At 68.5% G+C, this 20901-nt stretch carries 19 protein-coding genes and 2 tRNA genes; 19 read left to right on the forward strand and 2 right to left on the reverse strand.

Annotation, left to right across the window (positions count from 1 at the left end; genetic code table 11):
* The first annotated feature begins 1 nt into the window (after nucleotide 1).
* The 10 genes from uvrA to MRBLMX7_RS17475 all read left to right on the forward strand — a co-directional run bounded on the left by uvrA (nucleotide 2) and on the right by MRBLMX7_RS17475 (nucleotide 11392).
* On the forward strand, nucleotides 2-2890 hold the full coding sequence (gene uvrA, locus MRBLMX7_RS17430) for an excinuclease ABC subunit UvrA (RefSeq protein ID WP_363370406.1): 2889 nt from the start codon (nucleotides 2-4) through the stop codon (nucleotides 2888-2890).
* Nucleotides 2890-4809 carry an excinuclease ABC subunit UvrC gene (gene uvrC, locus MRBLMX7_RS17435; protein ID WP_363370408.1) on the forward strand — a complete coding sequence of 640 codons (1920 nt, stop codon included), beginning with the start codon at nucleotides 2890-2892 and terminating at the stop codon, nucleotides 4807-4809. Before uvrA ends, uvrC begins: the two co-directional genes overlap by 1 nt.
* A gap of 31 nt (nucleotides 4810-4840) precedes the next feature.
* On the forward strand, nucleotides 4841-5713 hold the full coding sequence (rapZ, locus tag MRBLMX7_RS17440; RefSeq protein ID WP_363370410.1) for an RNase adapter RapZ: 873 nt from the start codon (nucleotides 4841-4843) through the stop codon (nucleotides 5711-5713).
* Nucleotides 5714-5781: 68 nt separating this feature from the next.
* Entirely contained in the window at nucleotides 5782-6759 is a 978-nt protein-coding gene (gene whiA, locus MRBLMX7_RS17445; RefSeq protein WP_050723787.1) for a DNA-binding protein WhiA, read from the forward strand.
* 187 nt (nucleotides 6760-6946) lie between these two features.
* The gene (locus tag MRBLMX7_RS17450) at nucleotides 6947-7573 is read left to right on the forward strand and encodes a superoxide dismutase (protein WP_363370412.1); all 627 of its coding nucleotides are present in this window, start codon (nucleotides 6947-6949) and stop codon (nucleotides 7571-7573) included.
* 114 nt (nucleotides 7574-7687) lie between these two features.
* Nucleotides 7688-8698, forward strand: coding sequence for a type I glyceraldehyde-3-phosphate dehydrogenase (gene gap / locus MRBLMX7_RS17455; RefSeq protein ID WP_050723789.1), 1011 nt, complete (start codon nucleotides 7688-7690; stop codon nucleotides 8696-8698).
* A gap of 10 nt (nucleotides 8699-8708) precedes the next feature.
* Nucleotides 8709-9923 carry a phosphoglycerate kinase gene (locus tag MRBLMX7_RS17460; protein WP_050723790.1) on the forward strand — a complete coding sequence of 405 codons (1215 nt, stop codon included), beginning with the start codon at nucleotides 8709-8711 and terminating at the stop codon, nucleotides 9921-9923.
* Nucleotides 9914-10705, forward strand: coding sequence for a triose-phosphate isomerase (tpiA, locus tag MRBLMX7_RS17465; protein ID WP_363370414.1), 792 nt, complete (start codon nucleotides 9914-9916; stop codon nucleotides 10703-10705). The genes MRBLMX7_RS17460 and tpiA overlap by 10 nt, the downstream gene beginning before the upstream one ends.
* An 85-nt stretch (nucleotides 10706-10790) precedes the next feature.
* Nucleotides 10791-11039, forward strand: coding sequence for a preprotein translocase subunit SecG (gene secG, locus MRBLMX7_RS17470; RefSeq protein WP_050723792.1), 249 nt, complete (start codon nucleotides 10791-10793; stop codon nucleotides 11037-11039).
* Nucleotides 11039-11392, forward strand: coding sequence for an RNA polymerase-binding protein RbpA (locus tag MRBLMX7_RS17475; RefSeq protein ID WP_363370416.1), 354 nt, complete (start codon nucleotides 11039-11041; stop codon nucleotides 11390-11392). The genes secG and MRBLMX7_RS17475 overlap by 1 nt, the downstream gene beginning before the upstream one ends.
* Nucleotides 11393-11468: 76 nt before the next feature.
* On the opposite strand, the gene MRBLMX7_RS17480 is transcribed toward MRBLMX7_RS17475, so the two are convergent.
* Nucleotides 11469-12680: a hypothetical protein gene (locus MRBLMX7_RS17480; RefSeq protein WP_363370418.1), complete on the reverse strand. Its 1212-nt coding sequence runs from the start codon at nucleotides 12678-12680 to the stop codon at nucleotides 11469-11471.
* A 115-nt stretch (nucleotides 12681-12795) separates the two neighbouring features.
* Nucleotides 12796-12869: transfer RNA gene (locus tag MRBLMX7_RS17485), tRNA-Gly, on the reverse strand.
* 108 nt (nucleotides 12870-12977) lie between these two features.
* On the opposite strand from MRBLMX7_RS17485, the gene MRBLMX7_RS17490 reads away from it, so the two are divergent.
* The 9 genes from MRBLMX7_RS17490 (at nucleotide 12978) to MRBLMX7_RS17530 (ending at nucleotide 20880) form a co-directional block, all read left to right on the forward strand.
* A tRNA-Pro gene (locus MRBLMX7_RS17490) sits at nucleotides 12978-13051 on the forward strand.
* A gap of 63 nt (nucleotides 13052-13114) precedes the next feature.
* On the forward strand, nucleotides 13115-14572 hold the full coding sequence (gene tig / locus MRBLMX7_RS17495; protein WP_363370420.1) for a trigger factor: 1458 nt from the start codon (nucleotides 13115-13117) through the stop codon (nucleotides 14570-14572).
* Nucleotides 14573-14653: 81 nt separating this feature from the next.
* Nucleotides 14654-15148 (forward strand): tetratricopeptide repeat protein, encoded by a 495-nt coding sequence (locus MRBLMX7_RS17500; protein WP_363370422.1) that lies wholly within the window; start codon nucleotides 14654-14656, stop codon nucleotides 15146-15148.
* Between the two features lie 81 nt (nucleotides 15149-15229).
* Nucleotides 15230-15820 carry an ATP-dependent Clp protease proteolytic subunit gene (locus MRBLMX7_RS17505; protein WP_050723797.1) on the forward strand — a complete coding sequence of 197 codons (591 nt, stop codon included), beginning with the start codon at nucleotides 15230-15232 and terminating at the stop codon, nucleotides 15818-15820.
* Between the two features lie 17 nt (nucleotides 15821-15837).
* Nucleotides 15838-16479, forward strand: a complete 642-nt coding sequence (locus MRBLMX7_RS17510) for an ATP-dependent Clp protease proteolytic subunit (RefSeq protein ID WP_363370424.1) — start codon at nucleotides 15838-15840, stop codon at nucleotides 16477-16479.
* A gap of 166 nt (nucleotides 16480-16645) precedes the next feature.
* Nucleotides 16646-17581 carry a sugar-binding transcriptional regulator gene (locus MRBLMX7_RS17515; protein ID WP_363370425.1) on the forward strand — a complete coding sequence of 312 codons (936 nt, stop codon included), beginning with the start codon at nucleotides 16646-16648 and terminating at the stop codon, nucleotides 17579-17581.
* The gene (gene deoC, locus MRBLMX7_RS17520) at nucleotides 17578-18579 is read left to right on the forward strand and encodes a deoxyribose-phosphate aldolase (RefSeq protein WP_363370427.1); all 1002 of its coding nucleotides are present in this window, start codon (nucleotides 17578-17580) and stop codon (nucleotides 18577-18579) included. Before MRBLMX7_RS17515 ends, deoC begins: the two co-directional genes overlap by 4 nt.
* A gap of 10 nt (nucleotides 18580-18589) precedes the next feature.
* A complete protein-coding gene (locus MRBLMX7_RS17525; protein WP_363370429.1) occupies nucleotides 18590-20032 on the forward strand; it encodes an aldehyde dehydrogenase family protein in 1443 nt (480 codons plus the stop codon).
* On the forward strand, nucleotides 20029-20880 hold the full coding sequence (locus MRBLMX7_RS17530) for an aldehyde dehydrogenase family protein (RefSeq protein WP_363370430.1): 852 nt from the start codon (nucleotides 20029-20031) through the stop codon (nucleotides 20878-20880). Before MRBLMX7_RS17525 ends, MRBLMX7_RS17530 begins: the two co-directional genes overlap by 4 nt.
* Nucleotides 20881-20901 lie beyond the last annotated feature (21 nt).

Genomic DNA, 20901 nt, shown 5'->3' on the forward strand with positions numbered 1-20901 from the left:
GGTGCCTATCGTCCCGGTTGCAACCCCAGGAAAACTCAGCGTTCGCGGTGCCCGCGTCCACAATCTGAAGAACGTCGACATCGACATCCCGCGTGACTCGCTCGTCGTGTTCACCGGCCTGTCGGGGTCGGGAAAGTCGAGCCTCGCGTTCGACACGATCTTCGCGGAAGGACAGCGCCGCTACGTCGAGTCGCTGAGCGCGTACGCGCGTCAGTTCCTCGGTCAGGTCGACCGACCCGACGTCGACTTCATCGAGGGTCTGAGCCCGGCGGTGTCGATCGACCAGAAGTCGACCAACCGCAACCCGCGATCGACCGTGGGCACGATCACCGAGATCTACGACTACATGCGACTCCTCTGGGCGCGCATCGGCATCCCGCACTGCCCCGAGTGCGGTGAGCGAATCCAGCGCCAGACGGTGCAGCAGATCGCCGACCAGCTCATGGGCCTGCCCGAGCGGACCCGCTATCAGATCGTCGCGCCGATCGTCTCGCAGAAGAAGGGCGAGTTCGTCGACCTGTTCCGCGAGCTCGGTGCCAAGGGGTACTCGCGCGCGATCGTCGACGGCGACCTCATCCAGCTCGCCGAGCCGCCCACGCTCAAGAAGAGCTACAAGCACGACATCGCCGTCGTCGTCGACCGCCTCGTGGCCTCCGACGACATCCTCGGCCGCGTCACGGACTCCGTGGAGACCGCGCTGGGGCTCGCCGGCGGCGTGGTGCAGGTCAACTACGTCGACGAGGAGGGGGATGCCGCGTGGCAGTCGTTCTCCGAGAAGCTCGCGTGCCCGAACGGGCATCCCCTGAGCCTCACCGAGATCGAGCCGCGCACGTTCTCGTTCAACGCTCCCTTCGGCGCATGCCCGGCCTGCTCGGGTCTCGGTACGCGCATGTCCGTCGACGTCGACCTGATGCTCGGCGACGAGGAGCTCTCGATCCGCGAGGGCGCCATCATCCCGTGGACCACGCAGGGCAAGGGGCTCTTCCAGTACTACGAGCGCCTGCTCGAGGGCCTGGCCGCCGACCTGAACTTCTCGCTCGACACCCCCTGGCAGGACCTCCGGGTCGACGTGCAGGACGCGATCCTGCGCGGCGACAACTACAAGGTGACCGTCAAGTGGAAGAACCGCTACGGTCGCGAAATGCGCTACGCCTCGGGTTTTGAGGGCGTCGTGCCGTATATCGAGCGCCAGTACGCGCAGGCAGAGTCCGATACGCAGCGTGCCCGGTGGGGGGAGTACCTCCGCGAGGTCCCGTGCCCCGTGTGCGACGGTGACCGCCTCAAGCCCGAGGTGCTCGCGGTGCAGGTGCACGGCCACTCGATCGCGGAGGTCTCCCACCTCAGCCTCGCCGACGCGCGTGAGTTCATGGAGACCCTGACCCTGAGCGAGCGCGAGGCGAAGATCGCGGCGCAGGTGCTCCGCGAGATCCGTCTCCGCCTCGACTTCCTGCTGCAGGTCGGTCTGTCATATCTGAACCTCAGCCGCTCCGCCGGATCGCTGTCGGGCGGTGAGGCGCAGCGCATCCGTCTCGCCACGCAGATCGGCTCCGGGCTCACCGGCGTGCTCTACGTGCTCGACGAGCCGTCGATCGGTCTGCACCAGCGCGACAACCGTCGACTCATCAACACGCTCATCAAACTTCGCGACCTCGGGAACACCCTGATCGTGGTCGAGCACGACGAGGAGACGATCGAGGCGGCCGATTGGGTCGTCGACATCGGCCCCGGTGCCGGCGTCAACGGCGGCGAGGTCGTGCACTCCGGGCCGTACTCGGCACTGCTCAGCGAGTCCGGATCGATGACGGGGGAGTACCTGTCGGGCGCGCGGGAGATCCCGACCCCGACGAAGCGACGCAAGATCGACAAGAAGCGCAAGGTGAGCGTCGTCGGCGCTCGCGAGAACAACCTCAAGAACGTGAGCGTCGACTTCCCGCTCGGCATCCTCACTGCCGTCACCGGCGTGAGCGGATCGGGCAAGTCCTCGCTCGTGAACGACATCCTCTATCAGGTGCTCGCCTCGCGGCTGAACGGGGCGCGCACGGTTCCCGGCAAGCACACCCGCGTGTCGGGGCTCGACAACCTCGACAAGGTCGTGCACGTCGATCAGGCGCCGATCGGACGCACCCCGCGATCGAACCCGGCGACCTACACGGGCGTGTTCGACCGCATCCGCACGCTGTTCAGCGAGACCCCCGAGGCGAAGGTGCGCGGCTACCAGCCCGGGCGCTTCAGCTTCAACGTCAAGGGCGGGCGCTGTGAGGCGTGCTCGGGCGACGGCACGATCAAGATCGAGATGAACTTCCTGCCCGACGTGTACGTCGACTGCGAGGTGTGCCACGGCAAGCGCTACAACCGCGACACCCTGGCCGTGCACTACAAGGGCAAGAACATCGCCGAGGTGCTCGAGATGCCGATCGCCGAGGCGGCGGAGTTCTTCGAGCCCATCCAGGCGATTCACCGCTACATGAAGACGCTCGTCGACGTGGGCCTCGGCTACGTGCGTCTCGGGCAGTCGGCGACGACGCTGTCCGGTGGTGAGGCGCAGCGAGTCAAGCTCGCGACCGAACTCCAGCGTCGCAGCAACGGACGCAGCATCTACGTGCTCGACGAGCCCACGACGGGTCTGCACTTCGAAGACGTCCGCAAGCTGCTCGAGGTGCTGAACGGACTCGTCGACAAGGGCAACACCGTGATCGTGATCGAGCACAACCTCGATGTCATCAAGTCGGCCGACTGGGTGATCGACCTCGGACCCGAGGGCGGCTCCGGCGGTGGAGAGATCCTCGCGACCGGGACCCCCGAGCAGATCGCCCGAGTCGAGGAGAGCCACACGGGTCAGTTCCTCGCGGAGATCCTGGGTGAGGGGCGCTCCGCGCGGAAGGCCAGCTGATGGCCGACGTGCTGCCGTACAAGCCGAGGGCGGGCGAGATCCCGACCGACCCTGGCGTGTACAGGTTCCGTGACGCGGCAGGACGAGTGCTCTACGTCGGCAAGGCGAAGAACCTGCGTCAGCGCCTGTCGAACTACTTCGCGCCTCTGCGGACCCTGCACGAGCGCACGCGACGCATGGTCACGACCGCGGCCTCGGTGGAATGGACGGTCGTCCCGACCGACGTCGACTCCCTGCAGTTGGAGTACATGTGGATCAAGGAGTTCGATCCGCCGTTCAACGTCCGCTATAAGGACGACAAGTCCTATCCGTTCATGGCGGTCACGCTCGGCGATGAGGCACCGAGGGTGATCGTCACCCGGAACAGGAAGATCCCCGGCGCACGCTACTTCGGCCCGTACCCCAAGGTGTGGGCCGTGCACGAGACGATCGACCTCATGGTCAAGGCGTTCCCGATCCGCACGTGCAGCGACGCCAGCTACAAGAGGGCGATGCAGACCGGCCGGCCGTGCTTCCCCGGCCAGATCGGCAAGTGCGGCGGACCCTGCTCCATGACCGTCACGATCGAGGAGCACCGTGCCATGGTCGACGACTTCGTCGCGTTCATGGCCGGCGGTGACGAGCGATTCACCCGCGACCTGAGGAAGCGGATGCTGGCCGCCTCGGCCGCCATGGACTACGAGGCCGCCGCGAAGTACCGCGACAAGCTCTCGGCGATCGAAGCGGTGCTCGGCAAGAGCGCGCTCGTGCTCGCGGCCGACGAGGACGCCGACCTGTTCGGCATCGCCGAGGATGAGCTGGCCGCCGCCGTGCAGCACTTCACGATCCGCGGCGGGCGCGTGCGCGGTGTACGGGCCATGACGATCGAGAAGGAGATCGACATCTCCTCCGCCGACCTCGTCGATCAGGTGCTGCAGCGGGCGTACGGCGACGCACAGGACGTGCCGCGGCGCATCCTCGTGCCCACGCTTCCCGACGACGCGGCGGAGCTCGAGGAGTGGCTGCGCGAGCGCCGCGGGCGCAAGGTCGAGATCGCCGTCGCGCAGCGAGGGCAACGCGCCGACCTCATGCGCACCGCGACGATCAACGCCCAGCAGGCGCTCATCCGGCACAAGACCAGGCGCACCAGTGACTACGTCGCGCGCACCCAGGCGCTCACCGACCTGCAGGAGGCGCTCGGCATGAGCGAGGCCCCGCTGCGCATCGAGTGCTTCGACATCTCGCACCTCGGTGGCACGAACGTCGTCGCCTCGATGGTCGTCTTCGAAGACGGCCTTCCCCGCAAAGACCAGTACCGCTCGTTCAACATCGCGGAGACGACCGACGACACCGACTCGATGTACCAGGTGCTGCGTCGACGCCTCGCCTACCTCGACCGCCCGGAGGAGATCGAGGTCATCGACCCCACGACCGACGAGATCGTCGGCGAAGACGTCGGGGAGGCGACCGTCAAGCGCAAGCCGCGGTTCGCCTATCCGCCGCAGCTGCTCCTCGTCGATGGTGGCCGACCGCAGGTCGAGGCCGCCGCCCGCGCGCTCCGCGACGCGGGACACACCGAGATCGCGGTGTGCGGCATCGCGAAGCGACTCGAGGAGATCTGGCTGCCCGGCGACGACTTCCCCGTGATCCTCCCGCGCACCAGCGAGGCGCTCTACCTGTTGCAGCGGCTGCGCGACGAAGCCCATCGCTTCGCGATCACCCACCAGCGCAAGAGGCGGCGGAACGACATCACGAGCGTGCTCGCGGAGGTCCCCGGTCTCGGAGCATCGCGCATCAAGGTCCTGCTCAAGCACTTCGGCTCGGTCACGGCACTGCGGGCGGCCGAGCCCGGGCAGATCGAGGAGGTCCAGGGCATCGGGCCCGTCCTCGCGCAGAACATCCACTCCCATCTCGCCACCCGGCAGGCCGCTACTCGCTAGGCTGGTCGCGGCGGGGGGAGAAGGAGTAACGATGACTGACGGGGACAAGGGCGAGTTCCTCATCGTCACGGGCATGTCGGGCGCCGGGCGCACGACCGTGGCCAATGCGCTGGAGGACCTCAGCTGGTACGTGGTCGACAATCTGCCCCCGCAGATCCTGCGCCCCCTGCTCGACCTCACCGACATGGGCGGCACAGCGCTCCCCAAGGTCGCCGCGGTGGTCGACGTCCGGGGCCGCAACCTCTTCGACGACTTCCCCGGAGTGGCCCGCGCCCTCCGATCACGCGGTTCCGTGCGAGTGCTCTTCCTCGATGCGTCCGACGATGTGCTCGTCCGCCGCTTCGAGTCGGTACGTCGCCCGCACCCGCTCCAGGAGGACGGGACGCTCCTCGACGGCATCCGCAGCGAGCGCTCTCGCCTCGCGCCGATCCGCGAGGCCGCCGACATCGTGATCGACACCTCGGCGCTCAACATCCACCAGCTCGCGACGCAGGTGTCCGAGCTGTTCGCCGAGGAGGGGGCACCGCGTCACCGCGTCACGCTCCTGAGCTTCGGCTTCAAGTACGGACTCCCCACCGACGTCGACCTCGTCGCCGACATGCGGTTCCTCCCCAACCCGTTCTGGAACGAGGAGCTCCGTGGGCTCACCGGCCAGGACGAGGAGGTCAAGGAGTACGTCCTGTCGCGGCAGGGGGCTTCCGAGTTCCTCGACGCGTACACCGCCGCGCTCACTCCCGTGCTCGAGGGGTATCAGCGCGAGAACAAGAGCCACTCCACGGTCGCCATCGGCTGCACCGGGGGCAAGCACCGTTCCGTCGCGATGGTCGAGGAACTCGCTCGCCGCCTCGCAGCGGTCCCCGGCGTCGCCGTGAACGTGCGGCACCGCGACCTCGGCAGGGAATAGCAGGGGTCCTCGGCCGACTAGGCTGGAGGTTTGCGTCGCGACCCGACGCGTCATCGTGAAGGAGTCCCGTGGCACTAACCACCGACGTCAAGGCTGAGCTCGTCAGCATCCGCAACGCACCCCCGACGGTGCGCGTCGCGGAGGTCACCTCGATCCTGCGATTCGCCGGCGGGCTGCACTCCATCGCCGGCCGTGTCGCCGTCGAAGCGGAGGTGGACGCGGAGGTGCTCGCGCAACGCGTGGCCCGCGACCTCGCCGAGATCTACGGGGTCCGCCCGGAGATCGCCCAGGTGCAGTCGAGCGCCTCCAGCGACGGCGCCCGCTGGGCCGTCCGGGTGATCGCCGCGGGGGAGACCCTGGCGCGTCAGACCGGTCTGCTCGACCAGCGACGCCGCCCCGTCCGGGGACTCCCGAACCGCCTGACGACCGGCTCTCGCGCCGAGGTCGCAGGTCTGTGGCGCGGTGCCTTCCTCGCCGCGGGGACGCTCAGCGAGCCCGGCCGCTCCGCCATGCTCGAGGTGGCCTGCCCGACCTCGGAGGCCGCCATGGCGCTCGTCGGCGCCGCCCACCGACTGGGCGTGGCCGCCAAGGCGCGGGAAGTGCGCGGAATGCCGCGCGTCGTCGTGCGCGAAGGCGAGGCGATCCGCACGATCCTCGCCGAGATGGGCGCTCAGAAGACCGCCGTCGCCTGGGAGGAGATGCGCCAGCGTCGCGAGGTGCGCGCGGGCGTCAATCGGCTCGTGAACTTCGACGACGCGAACCTGCGCCGCTCGGCGCAGGCCGCTGTCGCCGCGTGCGCGCGCGTCGAGCGCGCTCTCGAGATCCTCGCCGACGAGGTGCCCGACCACCTCAAGGTCGCAGGAGAACTGCGGCTCGCACATCGTGACGCGAGCCTCGACGAGCTCGGCCACCACGCCGACCCGCCCATGACCAAGGATGCCGTCGCCGGCCGCATCCGTCGTCTGCTCGCGATGGCCGACAAGCGCGCCCAGCAGGAGGGCATCCCCGGGACCGAAGCCGCAGTGCCGGCCGGCCTCGACGTCTGACGCGACGCGATACGCAAGAGAGGCGGCCCCTGTCAAGGGTCCGCCTCTCTTCGTCATACGGCGGAAGGATCGAGGACGGCGACGCGTTGTCGTCACTAGGATGTGTTACGTCCGCTCCGCACCGCACTTCGGCGTCGCGGAGGACCGACAAGCGCCGCGGCGCGGCGCGGATTGGATGAAAAGCGACATGGCGACCTACACGCTCCCCGACCTTCCCTACGACTTCGCAGCCCTCGAGCCGCACATCAGCGGCAAGATCATGGAGCTGCACCACGACAAGCACCACGCCACGTACGTCGCCGGCGCGAACACCGCACTCGAGCAGCTCGCCGAGGCCCGTGAGAGCGGCAATCTCGCGAACGTCAACAAGCTCGAGAAGGACCTCGCCTTCAACCTCGGCGGCCACGTCAACCACTCGATCTTCTGGACGAACCTCTCGCCGAACGGCGGCGGCCAGCCCGAAGGCGAGCTCAAGGCCGCGATCGACGAGTACTTCGGATCCTTCGACAAGTTCCAGGCCCACTTCACCGCCGCCGCCACCGGCATCCAGGGCTCCGGCTGGGCCGTGCTGAGCTGGGACTCGATCGGTCAGCGCCTCATCATCCAGCAGCTGTTCGACCAGCAGGCGAACACCGCGCAGGGGACGATTCCTCTGTTCCAGCTCGACATGTGGGAGCACGCCTTCTACCTCGACTACCTCAACGTGAAGGCCGACTACGTCAAGGCAGCCTGGAACATCACGAACTGGGAGAACGTCGCCCAGCGCCTCGAGGTCGCCCGCGAGAAGACGAACGGCCTGCTGGTACTGTCGTAATCGGGTCGCGTCCCGACGGGCCTGGTCTCGTCGGGACGCCATCTCAGCCAAAAACCCCCGCGCATCGCGCTGCACGATTGCTGCGCACCGCGCACGAGAAACAGGGAGACCTGAGTGTCTGTCAAGATCGGTATCAACGGCTTCGGCCGCATCGGACGCAACTACTTCCGCGCGGCTCTCGCGCAGGGCGCTGACCTCGAGATCGTCGCGGTCAACGACCTCACCGACAACAAGACCCTGGCGCACCTGCTGAAGTACGACTCGGTCGGCGGCGTGCTCGACGCCGAGATCAGCTACGACGACGACAGCATCACGGTCAACGGCAAGGCCATCAAGGCGTTCGCCGAGCGCGACCCCGCGAACCTCCCCTGGGGTGAGCTGGGCGTCGACATCGTGATCGAGTCCACCGGCTTCTTCACGAAGGCGGAGCTTGCCAAGAAGCACATCGAGGCCGGCGCGAAGAAGGTCCTCATCTCGGCTCCCGGCACGGGCGTCGACGCGACCTTCGTGATGGGCGTGAACGAGGACACCTACGACCCCGCCGCGCACAACATCATCTCCAACGCCTCGTGCACCACGAACTGCCTCGCGCCGCTCGCCAAGGTCTTCAACGACGAGTTCGGCATCGACCGCGGTTTCATGATGACTGCGCACGCGTACACGGCCGACCAGAACCTGCAGGACGGTCCGCACAGCGACCTGCGTCGTGCGCGCGCCGCCGCGATCAACATCACCCCGGCCTCCACGGGTGCAGCCAAGGCGATCGGCGAGGTCCTCCCGGAGCTCAACGGCAAGCTCAGCGGCTCGTCGTACCGCGTCCCGGTTCCCACCGGCTCGATCGTGGACCTCACGCTGGTCACCGACCGCGAGAACCTCACGGTCGAGGAGGTCAACGAGGCGTACAAGAAGGCAGCGGCCGACGGTCGTCTCGCCGGCTACCTGCAGTACAACGCCGACCAGATCGTGTCGAGCGACATCGTGCACAACCCGCACTCGTCGATCTTCGACTCGACCCTCACCAACGTGAGCGGCAACCTGGTCAAGGTCTCCAGCTGGTACGACAACGAGTGGGGCTACTCCAACCGTCTCGTCGACCTGACCGAGTACGTGGCAGAGCGTCTCTGAGACACGCCTCATGACTCTGCGCACCCTGGATTCGCTGGGTTCGCTCGAGGGCAAGCGCGTCATCGTCCGTTGTGATCTCAACGTCCCGCTCCGGGACGGGATCATCACGGACGATGGCCGTGTCCGCGCCTCGTTGCCGACCCTGAACGCCCTGATCAACGCGGGAGCCCGCGTCGTCGTCTGCTCGCACCTCGGTCGCCCCGATGGGGCGCCCGACCCGCAGTACAGCCTCGCGCCGGTCGCTCAGCGGCTGTCCGAGCTGCTCGGCAAGCCCGTCGCGTTCGCGCGCGACACGGTGGGCGAGTCGGCTCACGAGGCCGTGGACTCGCTCGAGGACGGCGGCGTCGTCGTCATCGAGAACCTGCGGTTCAACCCGGGGGAGACCTCGAAGGACGACGCCGAGCGCGGCGCCTTCGCGGCTCAGCTCGCGGAGCTGGGAGACGTGCTCGTCTCCGACGGGTTCGGTGTGGTGCACCGCAAGCAGGCGAGCGTCTACGACCTCGCAGAGCTGGTGCCTTCCGCCGCCGGCCTGCTGATCGCGACCGAGCTCGACGTGCTCGACCGTCTGACCGAGAACCCGGAGCGGCCGTACGCGGTCGTCCTCGGCGGTTCGAAGGTCAGCGACAAGCTCGGTGTGATCTCGCACCTCCTGCCGCGCGTGGATCGCATCCTCGTGGGCGGAGGGATGCTGTTCACGTTCCTCAAGGCGCAGGGTCATGCGGTCGCGTCGAGCCTCCTCGAAGAGGACCAGCTCGACACCGTCCGCGGCTACATCGCCGAGGCGAAGGAGCGCGGCGTGGAGCTCGTGCTCCCGACCGATGTCGTCGTGGCGTCCTCGTTCTCGGCCGACGCCGAGCATGAGGTCGCGGCCGCGGATGCGATCGAGGACACCGCGTTCGGCGCCTCCGGAATCGGACTCGACATCGGCCCCGAGACCGCTGCGCGGTTCGCGGAGGTCATCCGCAGCTCGAAGACCGTGTTCTGGAACGGCCCCATGGGCGTGTTCGAGTTCCCGGCCTTCGCGAGCGGTACGAAGACCGTCGCCCAGGCGCTCACCGAGGTCGACGGCCTCAGCGTCGTCGGCGGCGGCGACTCCGCTGCGGCCGTGCGTCAGCTCGGATTCGCGGACGAGCGCTTCGGTCACATCTCGACCGGCGGCGGCGCCAGCCTCGAGTTCCTCGAGGGCAAGAAACTACCCGGCCTGGAGGTCCTCGGATGGCAGTGAACACCCGCACCCCGCTGATTGCGGGAAACTGGAAGATGAACCTCGACCACCTGCAGGCGGTCGCCTTCGTGCAGAAGCTGCACTGGACGTTGAAGGACGCCAAGCACGAGGACGGGTCGGTCGAGGTCGCGGTGTTCCCGCCCTTCACCGACATCCGCAGCGTGCAGACGCTGATCGACGCCGACAAGATCCCGTTCGCCCTGGGCGCTCAGGACGTCTCGGCGCACGACTCGGGCGCCTACACCGGCGAGGTGTCCGGCGCGTTCCTCGCGAAGCTCGACGCGAAGTACGTCATCATCGGTCACTCGGAGCGCCGCGAGTACCACGCGGAGAGCGATGAGATCGTGGCGGCGAAGACGAAGGCAGCGCTCACGCACGGTCTGACTCCGGTGATCTGCGTCGGCGAGACGCTGGCTCAGCGCGAGGAGTCCGGGCCCACCGCGGTCTCGGTCGCTCAGCTCGAGATCGCGCTCGGCGCGGTCTCCGCCTCGGATGACATCGTGGTGGCGTACGAGCCGGTCTGGGCGATCGGAACCGGTCAGGTCGCCTCGCCGGACCAGGCGCAGGAGGTGTGCTCCGCACTTCGCGCCGTCATCGCGGCGAAGCTCGGTGACGAGGCCGCAGCGCGCACGCGCATCCTCTACGGAGGATCGGTGAAGGCCGCGAACATCGCGAGCTTCATGCGCGAACCCGACGTCGACGGCGCTCTCGTCGGCGGTGCGAGCCTCGTGGTCGACGAGTTCGCGGCGATCATCCGCTTCGAGAAGCACGTCGGGGTGTGAGCGAGTGCGGCGGGGCTCCGGCCCCGCCGCACCGTATACTTGACCGTTACGGGGGCAGTCGTGCCCCAGCGAAAGGCTCTTCCTCGTGGAAATTCTCGAGTTCGTCCTGCAGGTGGTGCTGGGTATCACCAGCGTCCTGCTGACCCTCCTCATCCTGCTCCACAAGGGGCGCGGCGGCGGGCTGTCCGACATGTTCGGCGGCGGCATGTCGACGGCGGTCGGATCCTCCGGCCTCGCAGAGCGCAACCTCAACCGCTTCACGGTGATCCTCGCCCTGGCGTGGTTCGTGGCGATCGTCGCGCTCGGTCTCATCACGAAGTTCGAGGTGATCTGATGGCTACCGGTGGAAACGCGATCCGCGGGACCCGTGTCGGTTCCGGACCCATGGGCGAGCAGGACCACGGCTATCACGCCGACCGCATCGCCGTGTCGTACTGGGACGGCCTCGGCAACGAGACCATCCGCTACTTCGCCGCCGGCCTCCCCGAAGAGGAGATCCCGGAGACGATCGATCACCCGCAGAGCGGGCTCCCGGCCGGCCGCGACAAGGCGAATCCGCCGGCGCTCGCGAAGACCGAGCCGTACAAGACGCACCTCGCCTACGTGAAGGAGCGTCGCACCGACGAGGAGGCCGTCCAGCTCCTCGAGGACGCGCTGACGCAGCTGCGCGAGCGCCGGGGTCAGTGACCTCGACCTGACATCACGGGAGAGGCCGTCGCGATCTGATCGCCACGGCCTCTCCCGTCTCTGCGGATGCGGGTGATCAGCGGCAGCCGTAGGCCGCGTCGATGTACGACTGCGGGGGATAGCCGTAGGCCCAGACCCCGTTGGCATCGTCCGTGAAGCCCATGCTGATCGCCCAGGCGGTCGCCCACTTCTCGATGCTGTCCTGCGTGGACGAGTCGTACATGTCCTCGCACTTGACGCTGATTGCATGACCGACCTCGTGGGCCACCAGTGCCCTGCTGCGCTCGGCGGGCCACTGCTCCGCCACGGAGTTCGACAGCTCGATCACGGCGCGGTCGGGTTCATCCCACCACCAGGTGGTGAGACCGCCCATGCTGCCGTTGAATCCCGCGTTGTTGACGATGGGGTTCCAGTCGAACTCCAGCAGCACGCCAGGGGCGAGCGAGCGCGCGAACGCCTCCACCTCCAGACGGGCGTTCAGCAGCGGTCCGCCCTTCTCCGCGAGCTCGGCCTGCTCGGAGGCGACGACCTGGTTCGCGGCGTCCTGGAGCGCGAGGAAGGAGTCGATGCTGGTGGTGTCGAGAGTCGTGGACAGCGACAGCGTGCCGGCTGCCTCGCGCAGGGCGATCACATCGTCGTTGCGCGCCGACAGATGAGCCGCCTCGAAGGCGGATGCCGCGGTCGCCGCGGTGCCGAGGTAGGCCACTCCGGCGCCGTCGATCGCGGCGTCGGCATCGCCCACGGCGGGGGACTCGGTGTCCGCGTCCTCGGCGAGACCCTCGAGGTGGGTGGTCTGCGCGTGCAGCTGCTCGGTCGCGCCGAAGAGCTCCCAGAAGAAGGCCGGCTTCTTCCCGGCATCCGGCAGTTCGGCGGCGAGGAGCCCGTGCGCCGTGGACTGCGTCTCTCCGGCGGCGGCGACCGCCGCGTTCAGCGTCTCCTTCGCGGTGGGGTCGGTGAGGGTGCCCGCGTCTGCCGCGACGAGCTGGTTCGCGACCTCCGTGGTCGCCGCCAGCTGCGCGGTCGCGCCGTCGAGCGCGGAGAAGGAGCTCTGCGTCGACTCGTACGCGTCGTCGAACCCGGATGCCGCGTCGTCGTAGCCGAGGTTCGCCGTGACCTGGACGGCGCCGATCGCCCCCGCGATCACCACAGCCCCCGCGACGCCGAGCACGAACCCGCGGCGCGGCCGTCGGCGCGAGCGCGGAGCGGGGGAGCGCCCGGCGGACGCGCCGACGATGTGCGCGGGGAGCGCATGGCCGCCGCGCGGCGGAGCGGTGATGGCTGCGGGCACGGACATACGGGAACCTCCGATGAGAACCTGCTCAAGACGACTCTGCCAGAAGAACGTCCATCGACCGTAGAAAACTTCGAAGGCCCCCGCAGGAGCTGCGGGGGCCTTCGAGACGTGGAGGGGGTGACGGGAATCGAACCCGCGCAATCAGTTTGGAAGACTGAGACTCTACCATTGAGCTACACCCCCGGAGCGGCGACTCCGAGGAGCATCGCACCGACCGTTCGATCATAGCGGACAGACGAGGGTGCTCTCGTCCGTTAGACTCGCTGGGGCTGAATCTGCGCGCGGATTCCCCGGGGCGTAGCTCAGCTTGGTAGAGCGCCCGCTTTGGGAGCGGGAGGTCGCAGGTTCAACTCCTGTCGCCCCGACACGGCTCGACAAAGCCTGACAGCCGCGATTCAGCGCGGAAACCACAAGGAGAACACACCAGCATGGCGAACAGCACCGTCGAGAAGCTGACCCCGACCCGGGTCAAGCTCACCATCACGGTCACCCCGGACGACCTCAAGCCCAGCATCGCGCACGCGTATGAGCACATCGCGCAGGACGTCCAGATCCCCGGCTTCCGCAAGGGCAAGGTCCCGGCGCCGATCATCGACCAGCGCATCGGCCGCGGCGCCGTCATCGAGCACGCCGTCAACGAGGGCCTCGACAAGTTCTTCCGCGAGGCGACCACGGAGCACAAGCTCCGCGTGGTCGGCCGTCCCTCGGCCGACATCACGCAGTGGCCGAACGAGAAGGACTTCTCGGGCGACCTGCTCGTGGACGTCGAGGTTGACGTGCGTCCCGACATCGAGCTGCCCGACTACGACGGCATCACGCTGACCGTCGACGCCGTCGAGGCCGATGACGCCGCACTCGACGCCGAGCTCGACAACATGCGCGCGCGCTTCGGCACGCTCGTCCCCGTCGACCGCCCCGCGGCCAAGGGCGACTTCGTCGAGCTCGACCTCGTCGCCACGATCGACGGCGCCGAGATCGACCGCGCCGAGGGCGTGTCCTACGAGGTCGGCTCGGGCGAGCTGCTCGAGGGCATCGACGACGCGATCGAATCGCTGACCGCAGGCGAGGACACGACGTTCCGCTCCTCCCTCGTGGGCGGCGACCACGCCGGCTCCGAGGCCGAGGTGTCCGTCACGGTCAAGGCCGTCAAGGAGCGCGAGCTCCCCGAGGCCGACGACGACTTCGCGCAGATCGCGAGCGAGTTCGACACGATCGCCGAGCTCCGCGCGAGCCTCGCCGAGCGCGTCGCGCAGCAGGGCGTCTTCACGCAGGGTTCCGCCGCACGCGACAAGCTCGTCGAGACGCTGCTCGAGAAGATCGAGATCCCCGTCCCGCCGCAGCTCATCGAGGACGAGGTCCACAACCACCTCGAAGGCGAGGGTCGCCTGGAGGACGAGGTGCACCGCGCCGAGGTCACCGAGGCGAGCGAGAAGCAGTTCCGCACGCAGGTGCTGCTCGACACGATCGCCGAGCAGGCCGACGTGCAGGTCTCGCAGGAGGAGCTCTCGCAGTACCTCATCCAGTCCGCCGCGCAGTACGGCATGGCCCCGCAGGAGTTCGTCGAGGCGCTGCAGTCCTCGAACCAGCTCCCTGCCCTGGTCGGCGAGGTCGCCCGCAACAAGGCGCTCGCGATCGCTCTCGGCAAGGTCAAGGTCGTCGACAGCAACGGCAAGGCCGTCGATCTCTCGGACTTCGTCGTGACCGATGACGAGGCCGCCGACGAGGTCGCCGAGGCTCCGGCCGAGGAGAAGCCCGCCAAGAAGGCTCCCGCGAAGAAGGCCGCCGCCAAGAAGGCGGACGCTGCCGAGGGCGACGAGAAGCCTGCCGCCAAGAAGCCCGCCGCCAAGAAGGCTCCGGCCAAGAAGGCGGCCGACAAGGCCGAGTGATCGAATCCGATCACGTGCGAAGGGGCGGATGCTGCGGCATCCGCCCCTTTCTCATGGCAGTCGACCTCGTGAGGAGAAGACATGAAGAGCTGGGATGAGCGGATCGACGAGGTCTGGGCCGATGCCTCGGGGGAGGAGGTCGGCGACGACACGATCGCACGGATCGACGCGTTGGCGGCGGAGCGGGGGAACGACGACGGCCGTGCGGAATTCGAGCGTGCGGGCGCCAGGGATTCCGCCGGACGCCCGGCCGAGGCGGTCGAGCTCTACCGTCGAGCGCTCGCGCTCGGGCTCGACGAGGAGCACCGCCCCCAGTGCGTGATCCAGCTCGCGAGCTCCCTGCGCAACCTCGGCGCGTACGATGAGGCGCTCGCGGTCATCACAGCGGAGGAGAGGCTCTCCGCCGACGGCCCCTATCGCGACGCGGTCGCGACCGTGCACGCCCTGATCCTCGCGAGCGCGGGGCGTCCGGCGACCGGGCTGTCGGTGGCACTGCTCGCCCTCGTCCCGCACCTGCCGAGATACCACCGGTCGATGACGGCGTACGCGCACGAGATCGCGGAACTCGACACCTGATATGCCGACGGCGAACACGGCCTGGGGGCTGCGTTGTCGCCGGTAGATTCGAATCACTGAAACACGGAATCAGGAGCTGACATGGCTGCAGAACCCCTCCTCGCGACGAGCGTCTTCGACAGGCTGTTGAAGGACCGCATCATCTGGCTGGGATCAGAGGTGCGTGACGAGAACGCCAACGAGATCTGCGCGAAGATCCTTCTTCTCGCCGCAGAGGACTCGGAGAAGGACATCTACCTGTACATCAACTCGCCCGGCGGGTCGATCACGGCCGGCATGGCGATCTACGACACGATGCAGTTCGTGCCGAACGACATCGTGACGGTGGGCATCGGCATGGCCGCGTCGATGGGTCAGCTCCTGCTGACCGCCGGCACCAAGGGCAAGCGCTACATCACGCCGAACGCCCGCGTGCTGCTGCACCAGCCGCACGGCGGCTTCGGCGGCACCTCCAGCGACATCCAGACCCAGGCTCAGCTGATCGTCTCGATGAAGAACCGTCTCGCCGAGATCACCGCGGCGCAGACCGGCAAGCCCGTCGAGCAGATCAACGAGGACGGCGACCGCGACCGCTGGTTCACCGCCGAAGAGGCCCTCGAGTACGGCTTCGTCGACCACATCCGCGAGTCCGCCACCGACGTCATCGGCGGCGGCGGCACGGACGCCAACTGAGAGCGAGAGGACCCTTCATGTACACACCCACCTTCCGCTCCGCCGGTGACCTGCCCTCCAGCCGCTATGTGCTCCCGCAGTTCGAGGAGCGCACGGCCTACGGTTTCAAGCGCCAGGACCCCTACAACAAGCTGTTCGAAGACCGCGTGATCTTCCTCGGCGTGCAGGTCGACGACGCGTCGGCCGACGACGTGATGGCGCAGCTCCTCGTCCTGGAGAGCCAGGACTCCGAGCGCGACATCACGATGTACATCAACTCGCCCGGTGGCTCGTTCACGGCGATGACGGCGATCTACGACACGATGCAGTACGTCGCGCCGCAGATCCAGACCGTCGTGCTCGGACAGGCCGCGTCCGCGGCATCCGTCCTGCTGGCCGCCGGTCACCCCGGCAAGCGCCTCGCGCTGCCCAACGCCCGCGTGCTCATGCACCAGCCGGCGATGGGTGAGGCCGGTCACGGTCAGGCGTCGGACATCGAGATCCAGGCGGCGGAGATCCTCCGCATGCGCACCTGGCTCGAGGAGACCATGGCCCGCCACACCGGCAAGCCGGTGGAGCAGGTCAACCGTGACATCGACCGCGACAAGATCCTCTCGGCGTCCGAGGCGCACGAGTACGGGATCGTCGACCAGGTGCTGAGCTCGCGCAAGCGCGCCTGACCTCGTCGCTGCAGAAGAGGACGTCGGCCTTCGGGCCGGCGTCCTCTTCTGCGTCCCGACGCACCCTCCGTCGGATGTGCGACGCCACGGCATCTGATTGCTCATATGAGCAGATGCGTGCGCGAACGGTGATTCCGTCGTACCCTTGATGAGGAAGGAGGATGCCGTGGAAGACGAACTCACGATGGTCCGCGTCGCCGAGCTCTACTACGACGAGGACAAGACGCAGGACGAGATCGGCGCCCTCCTCAAGCTCTCCCGCTGGAAGGTCGGCCGCCTGCTGACCCAGGCCCGCGAGCGCGGCATCGTCCGCATCGAGATCATCCACCCCCGCGCGCGACGGCTCGGACTCGAGCGTGATCTGGTGGAACGCCACGGCCTCACCGCCGCCGTGGTCGTCCCCTCACCGGAAGGCGACGACGGCACGCTCGAACGGGTCGCCCAGGCGGCCGCCGACTACCTGAGCGCCATGCGCCCCGTGCCGCGTACGCTCGGCGTCAGCTGGGGCCGCACGCTCCGCGCCGTCGCCGAAGCCCTGCCCGACGGCTGGGCGACCGGAGTCACGGTCGTGCAGCTCAACGGGGGAGTGAGCCTGAACCGCCGTTCCGGCGGAGCCGCGGGTCTCGCCGTCACGATCGCGCAGCGCGCCTCCGGGCACGTGTCGCTGTTGCCCAGCCCGGCGATCCTCGAGCGCGTCGAGACCAAGCAGGCCATCGAATCCGACCGCACCGTCGCGGCCGTGCTCGAAGAGGCCGCGCAGGCGCAGGCCTTCCTGTTCACGGCCGGTCCGTGCGACGCCAGCTCCGCGCACGTCGAGAACGGCTACCTGTCGGCATCCGACGTCGAGGAGCTCGCGCGCCGCGGCGCGGTCGGCGACGTGCTCGGCCGGTACATCGACGCCGACGGCAACATCGTCGACCCGCAGCTGGACTCGCGCACGGTCGGCGTCGACCTCGCGCGCCTGCGCTCGGCGGAGCGGGCGATCTTCGTGACCGCGGGCGACGCCAAGCACGACATTGCCCGCACGGTCGTGACGAGCGGCCTGTGCAGCGTCCTGGTGACCGATGAGACCACAGCACGAGCATTGTTGGAGGAACGATGACGACCCAAGAACTCAGTCGCAGGACGGCGGTGGACGTCCTCGGCGGTGAGCCGGACGACGCCACACTGCGCCGCTTCCTGCACGGCCTGCCCGGCGTCGACGCCGTGGGGCTGGAGCAGCGCGCGGCCGGCCTCGGCACGCGCTCGATCAAGACCACCTCGAAGGCCTGGGCCCTCGACACGATCATCCGTCTGATCGACCTCACGACGCTCGAGGGAGCCGACACGCCCGGCAAGGTGCGCTCGCTCGTCGCCAAGGCCAAGAACCCGGATGCCGCCGACCCGACGACCCCGAAGGTCGCGGCCGTCTGCGTGTACGGCGACATGGTCCCGTTCGCGACCGAGGCGCTCGGTGCGATGCACGGCGACCCCGACGACGGCCTGATCTCCGTCGCCGCGGTCGCGACGGCGTTCCCCAGCGGACGCTCCTCGCTCGCGATCAAGCTCGCCGACACGGCCGAGGCGGTCGCAGCAGGCGCCGACGAGATCGACATGGTGATCGATCGCGGGGCGTTCCTCTCCGGACGCTACGGCCTCGTCTTCGACCAGATCGCTCAGGTCAAGGAGGCCTGCCGCCGCGAGGACGGCACGTACGCCTCGCTCAAGGTGATCCTCGAGACCGGCGAGCTCAACACCTACGACAACATCAAGCGCGCCTCCTGGCTCGGAATCCTGGCCGGTGGCGACTTCATCAAGACCTCGACGGGCAAGGTGCAGCCGGCGGCCACGCTGCCGACCACGCTGCTCATGCTCGAGACGGTCCGCGACTGGTATCGCGGCACCGGGCAGCGCATCGGTGTGAAGCCCGCAGGCGGCATCCGCGCATCCAAGGACGCCGTCAAGTACCTCGTCACGGTCGCCGAGACCGTGGGAGAGGAGTGGCTGCAGCCGCACCTCTTCCGCTTCGGCGCGTCGAGCCTGCTCAACGATGTGCTCCTGCAGCGCCAGAAGCTCACCACCGGCCACTACTCCGGCCCCGACTACGTCACGATCGACTAGGAGCCCGCACATGTCATTCCTGGAATACGCTCCGGCCCCTGAGTCCAAAGCGGTCCTGAACCTCAAGGACAGTTACGGCCTGTTCATCGACGGGGAGTTCGTCGACGGCTCGGGCTCGAGCTTCGTCACCATCTCGCCCGCGGACGAGAGCCGCATCGCCGAGATCGCCTCGGCGAGCGACGAGGACGTCGACCGCGCCGTCGCCGCCGCACGCCGCGCCTACGACAAGACCTGGTCGAAGATGAGCGGCCGCGACCGCGCCAAGTACCTCTTCCGCATCGCCCGTCTCGTGCAGGAGCGCGCCCGCGAGCTCGCCGTGGCCGAGAGCCTCGACAACGGCAAGCCGATCAAGGAGAGCCGCGACGTCGACGTGCCGCTCGTCGCCTCCTGGTTCTTCTACTACGCGGGCTGGGCCGACAAGCTCGACTACGCCGGACTCGGCGCGAACCCGCGTGCGCTCGGCGTGGCCGGGCAGGTCATCCCGTGGAACTTCCCGCTGCTCATGCTCGCGTGGAAGCTCGCCCCGGCCCTCGCCGCCGGCAACACGGTCGTGCTCAAGCCCGCCGAGACCACGCCTCTCACGGCGCTGATCTTCGCGGAGATCCTGCAGCAGGCAGACCTCCCCGCCGGCGTCGTCAACATCGTCACCGGCGCCGGCCCGACGGGCGCGGCGCTCGTGCGCCACCCCGACGTCGACAAGGTCGCGTTCACCGGCTCGACCGGCGTGGGCCGCGACATCGCCCGCGCGGTCGCCGGAACGAACAAGAAGCTCACGCTGGAGCTCGGCGGCAAGGCCGCGAACATCGTGTTCGACGACGCCCCCATCGACCAGGCCGTCGAGGGTATCGTGAACGGCATCTTCTTCAACCAGGGGCACGTGTGCTGCGCCGGCAGCCGCCTGCTCGTGCAGGAGTCGATCCACGACGAGGTCATCGACCGGCTCAAGAACCGCCTCTCGACGCTGCGCCTGGGCGACCCGCTCGACAAGAACACCGACATCGGCGCGATCAACTCGGCCGCCCAGCTCGCCCGCATCCGCGAGCTCAGCGACATCGGCGAGGCCGAGGGCGCGGAGCGCTGGACGGCGGACTGCGCGATCCCCGAGAAGGGTTTCTGGTTCGCTCCGACGATCTTCACCGGCGTCGAGGCCTCGCACCGGATCGCCCGCGACGAGGTGTTCGGCCCCGTGCTGTCGGTGCTCACGTTCCGCACACCGGCCGAGGCGATCGCCAAGGCCAACAACACCCCGTACGGCCTGTCGGCCGGCATCTGGTCGGACAAGGGCTCGCGCATCCTCGCGGTCGCCGACCGGCTGCGCGCGGGAGTGGTGTGGGCGAACACGTTCAACCGTTTCGACCCGTCGAGCCCGTTCGGCGGCTACAAGGAGTCCGGATACGGCCGCGAGGGCGGACGTCAGGGTCTCACCGCGTACCTGAAGGGAGCCGCAGCATGAGCAAGCGACTCAGCGTTCCGAAGACGTACAAGCTCGCGATCGGCGGCGCCTTCCCGCGCAGCGAGTCCGGGCGCACCTACGAGGTGCTGTCGGCGAAGGGAGCGTTCCTCGCGAACGCGGCCCAGGGGTCGCGCAAGGACGCGAGGGATGCCGTCGTCGCGGCGCGCTCCGCCGTCAAGGGCTGGTCGGGGGCGACCGCGTACAACCGCGGCCAGGTGCTCTACCGTGTCGCCGAGGTGCTCGAGGGTCGCCGCGCGCAGTTCATCGACGAGATCTCGGCGCAGGAGGGCGTGTCGGCCTCTGCCGCCGCCGCTCAGGTCGACGAGGCGATCGATCTGTGGGTCTGGTACGCCGGATGGTGCGACAAGTACGCGCAGGTCGCGGGCAACGCGAACCCGGTGTCGGGTCCGTACTTCAACATCTCGGTGCCCGAGCCCACCGGAGTCGTCGCGATCGTCGCGCCGCAGGACTCCGCGCTGCTCGGCCTCGTGTCGGTCGTCGCGCCGGCGCTCGTCGCGGGCAACACGGTCGTGGTGGTCGCCAGCGAGCGGCATCCGCTCTCCGCCATCAGCCTCGCCGAGGTCCTCGCGACGAGCGACGTGCCCGGGGGAGTCGTGAACGTGCTGACCGGCTCGCCCGCGGAGATCGCCCCGTGGCTGGCCTCCCACCAGGACGTCAACGCACTCGACCTCGCAGGTGCCGGTGACCTGGAGTGGATCGACATGCAGATCGCCGCGGCCGAGACGCTGAAGCGCGTGCTCGCGCCCGGCGCGGTCGTGGCCTCGCCCGAGCGCATCGCGGCCTTCACGGAGGTCAAGACCGTCTGGCACACCAAGAGCATGGTCTGACGCAGGCTCGCGCCGCTGACG

Origin of the sequence: Microbacterium sp. LMX7-1.2 (assembly GCF_040675935.1) — a bacterium.
Lineage (GTDB): Bacteria > Actinomycetota > Actinomycetes > Actinomycetales > Microbacteriaceae > Microbacterium.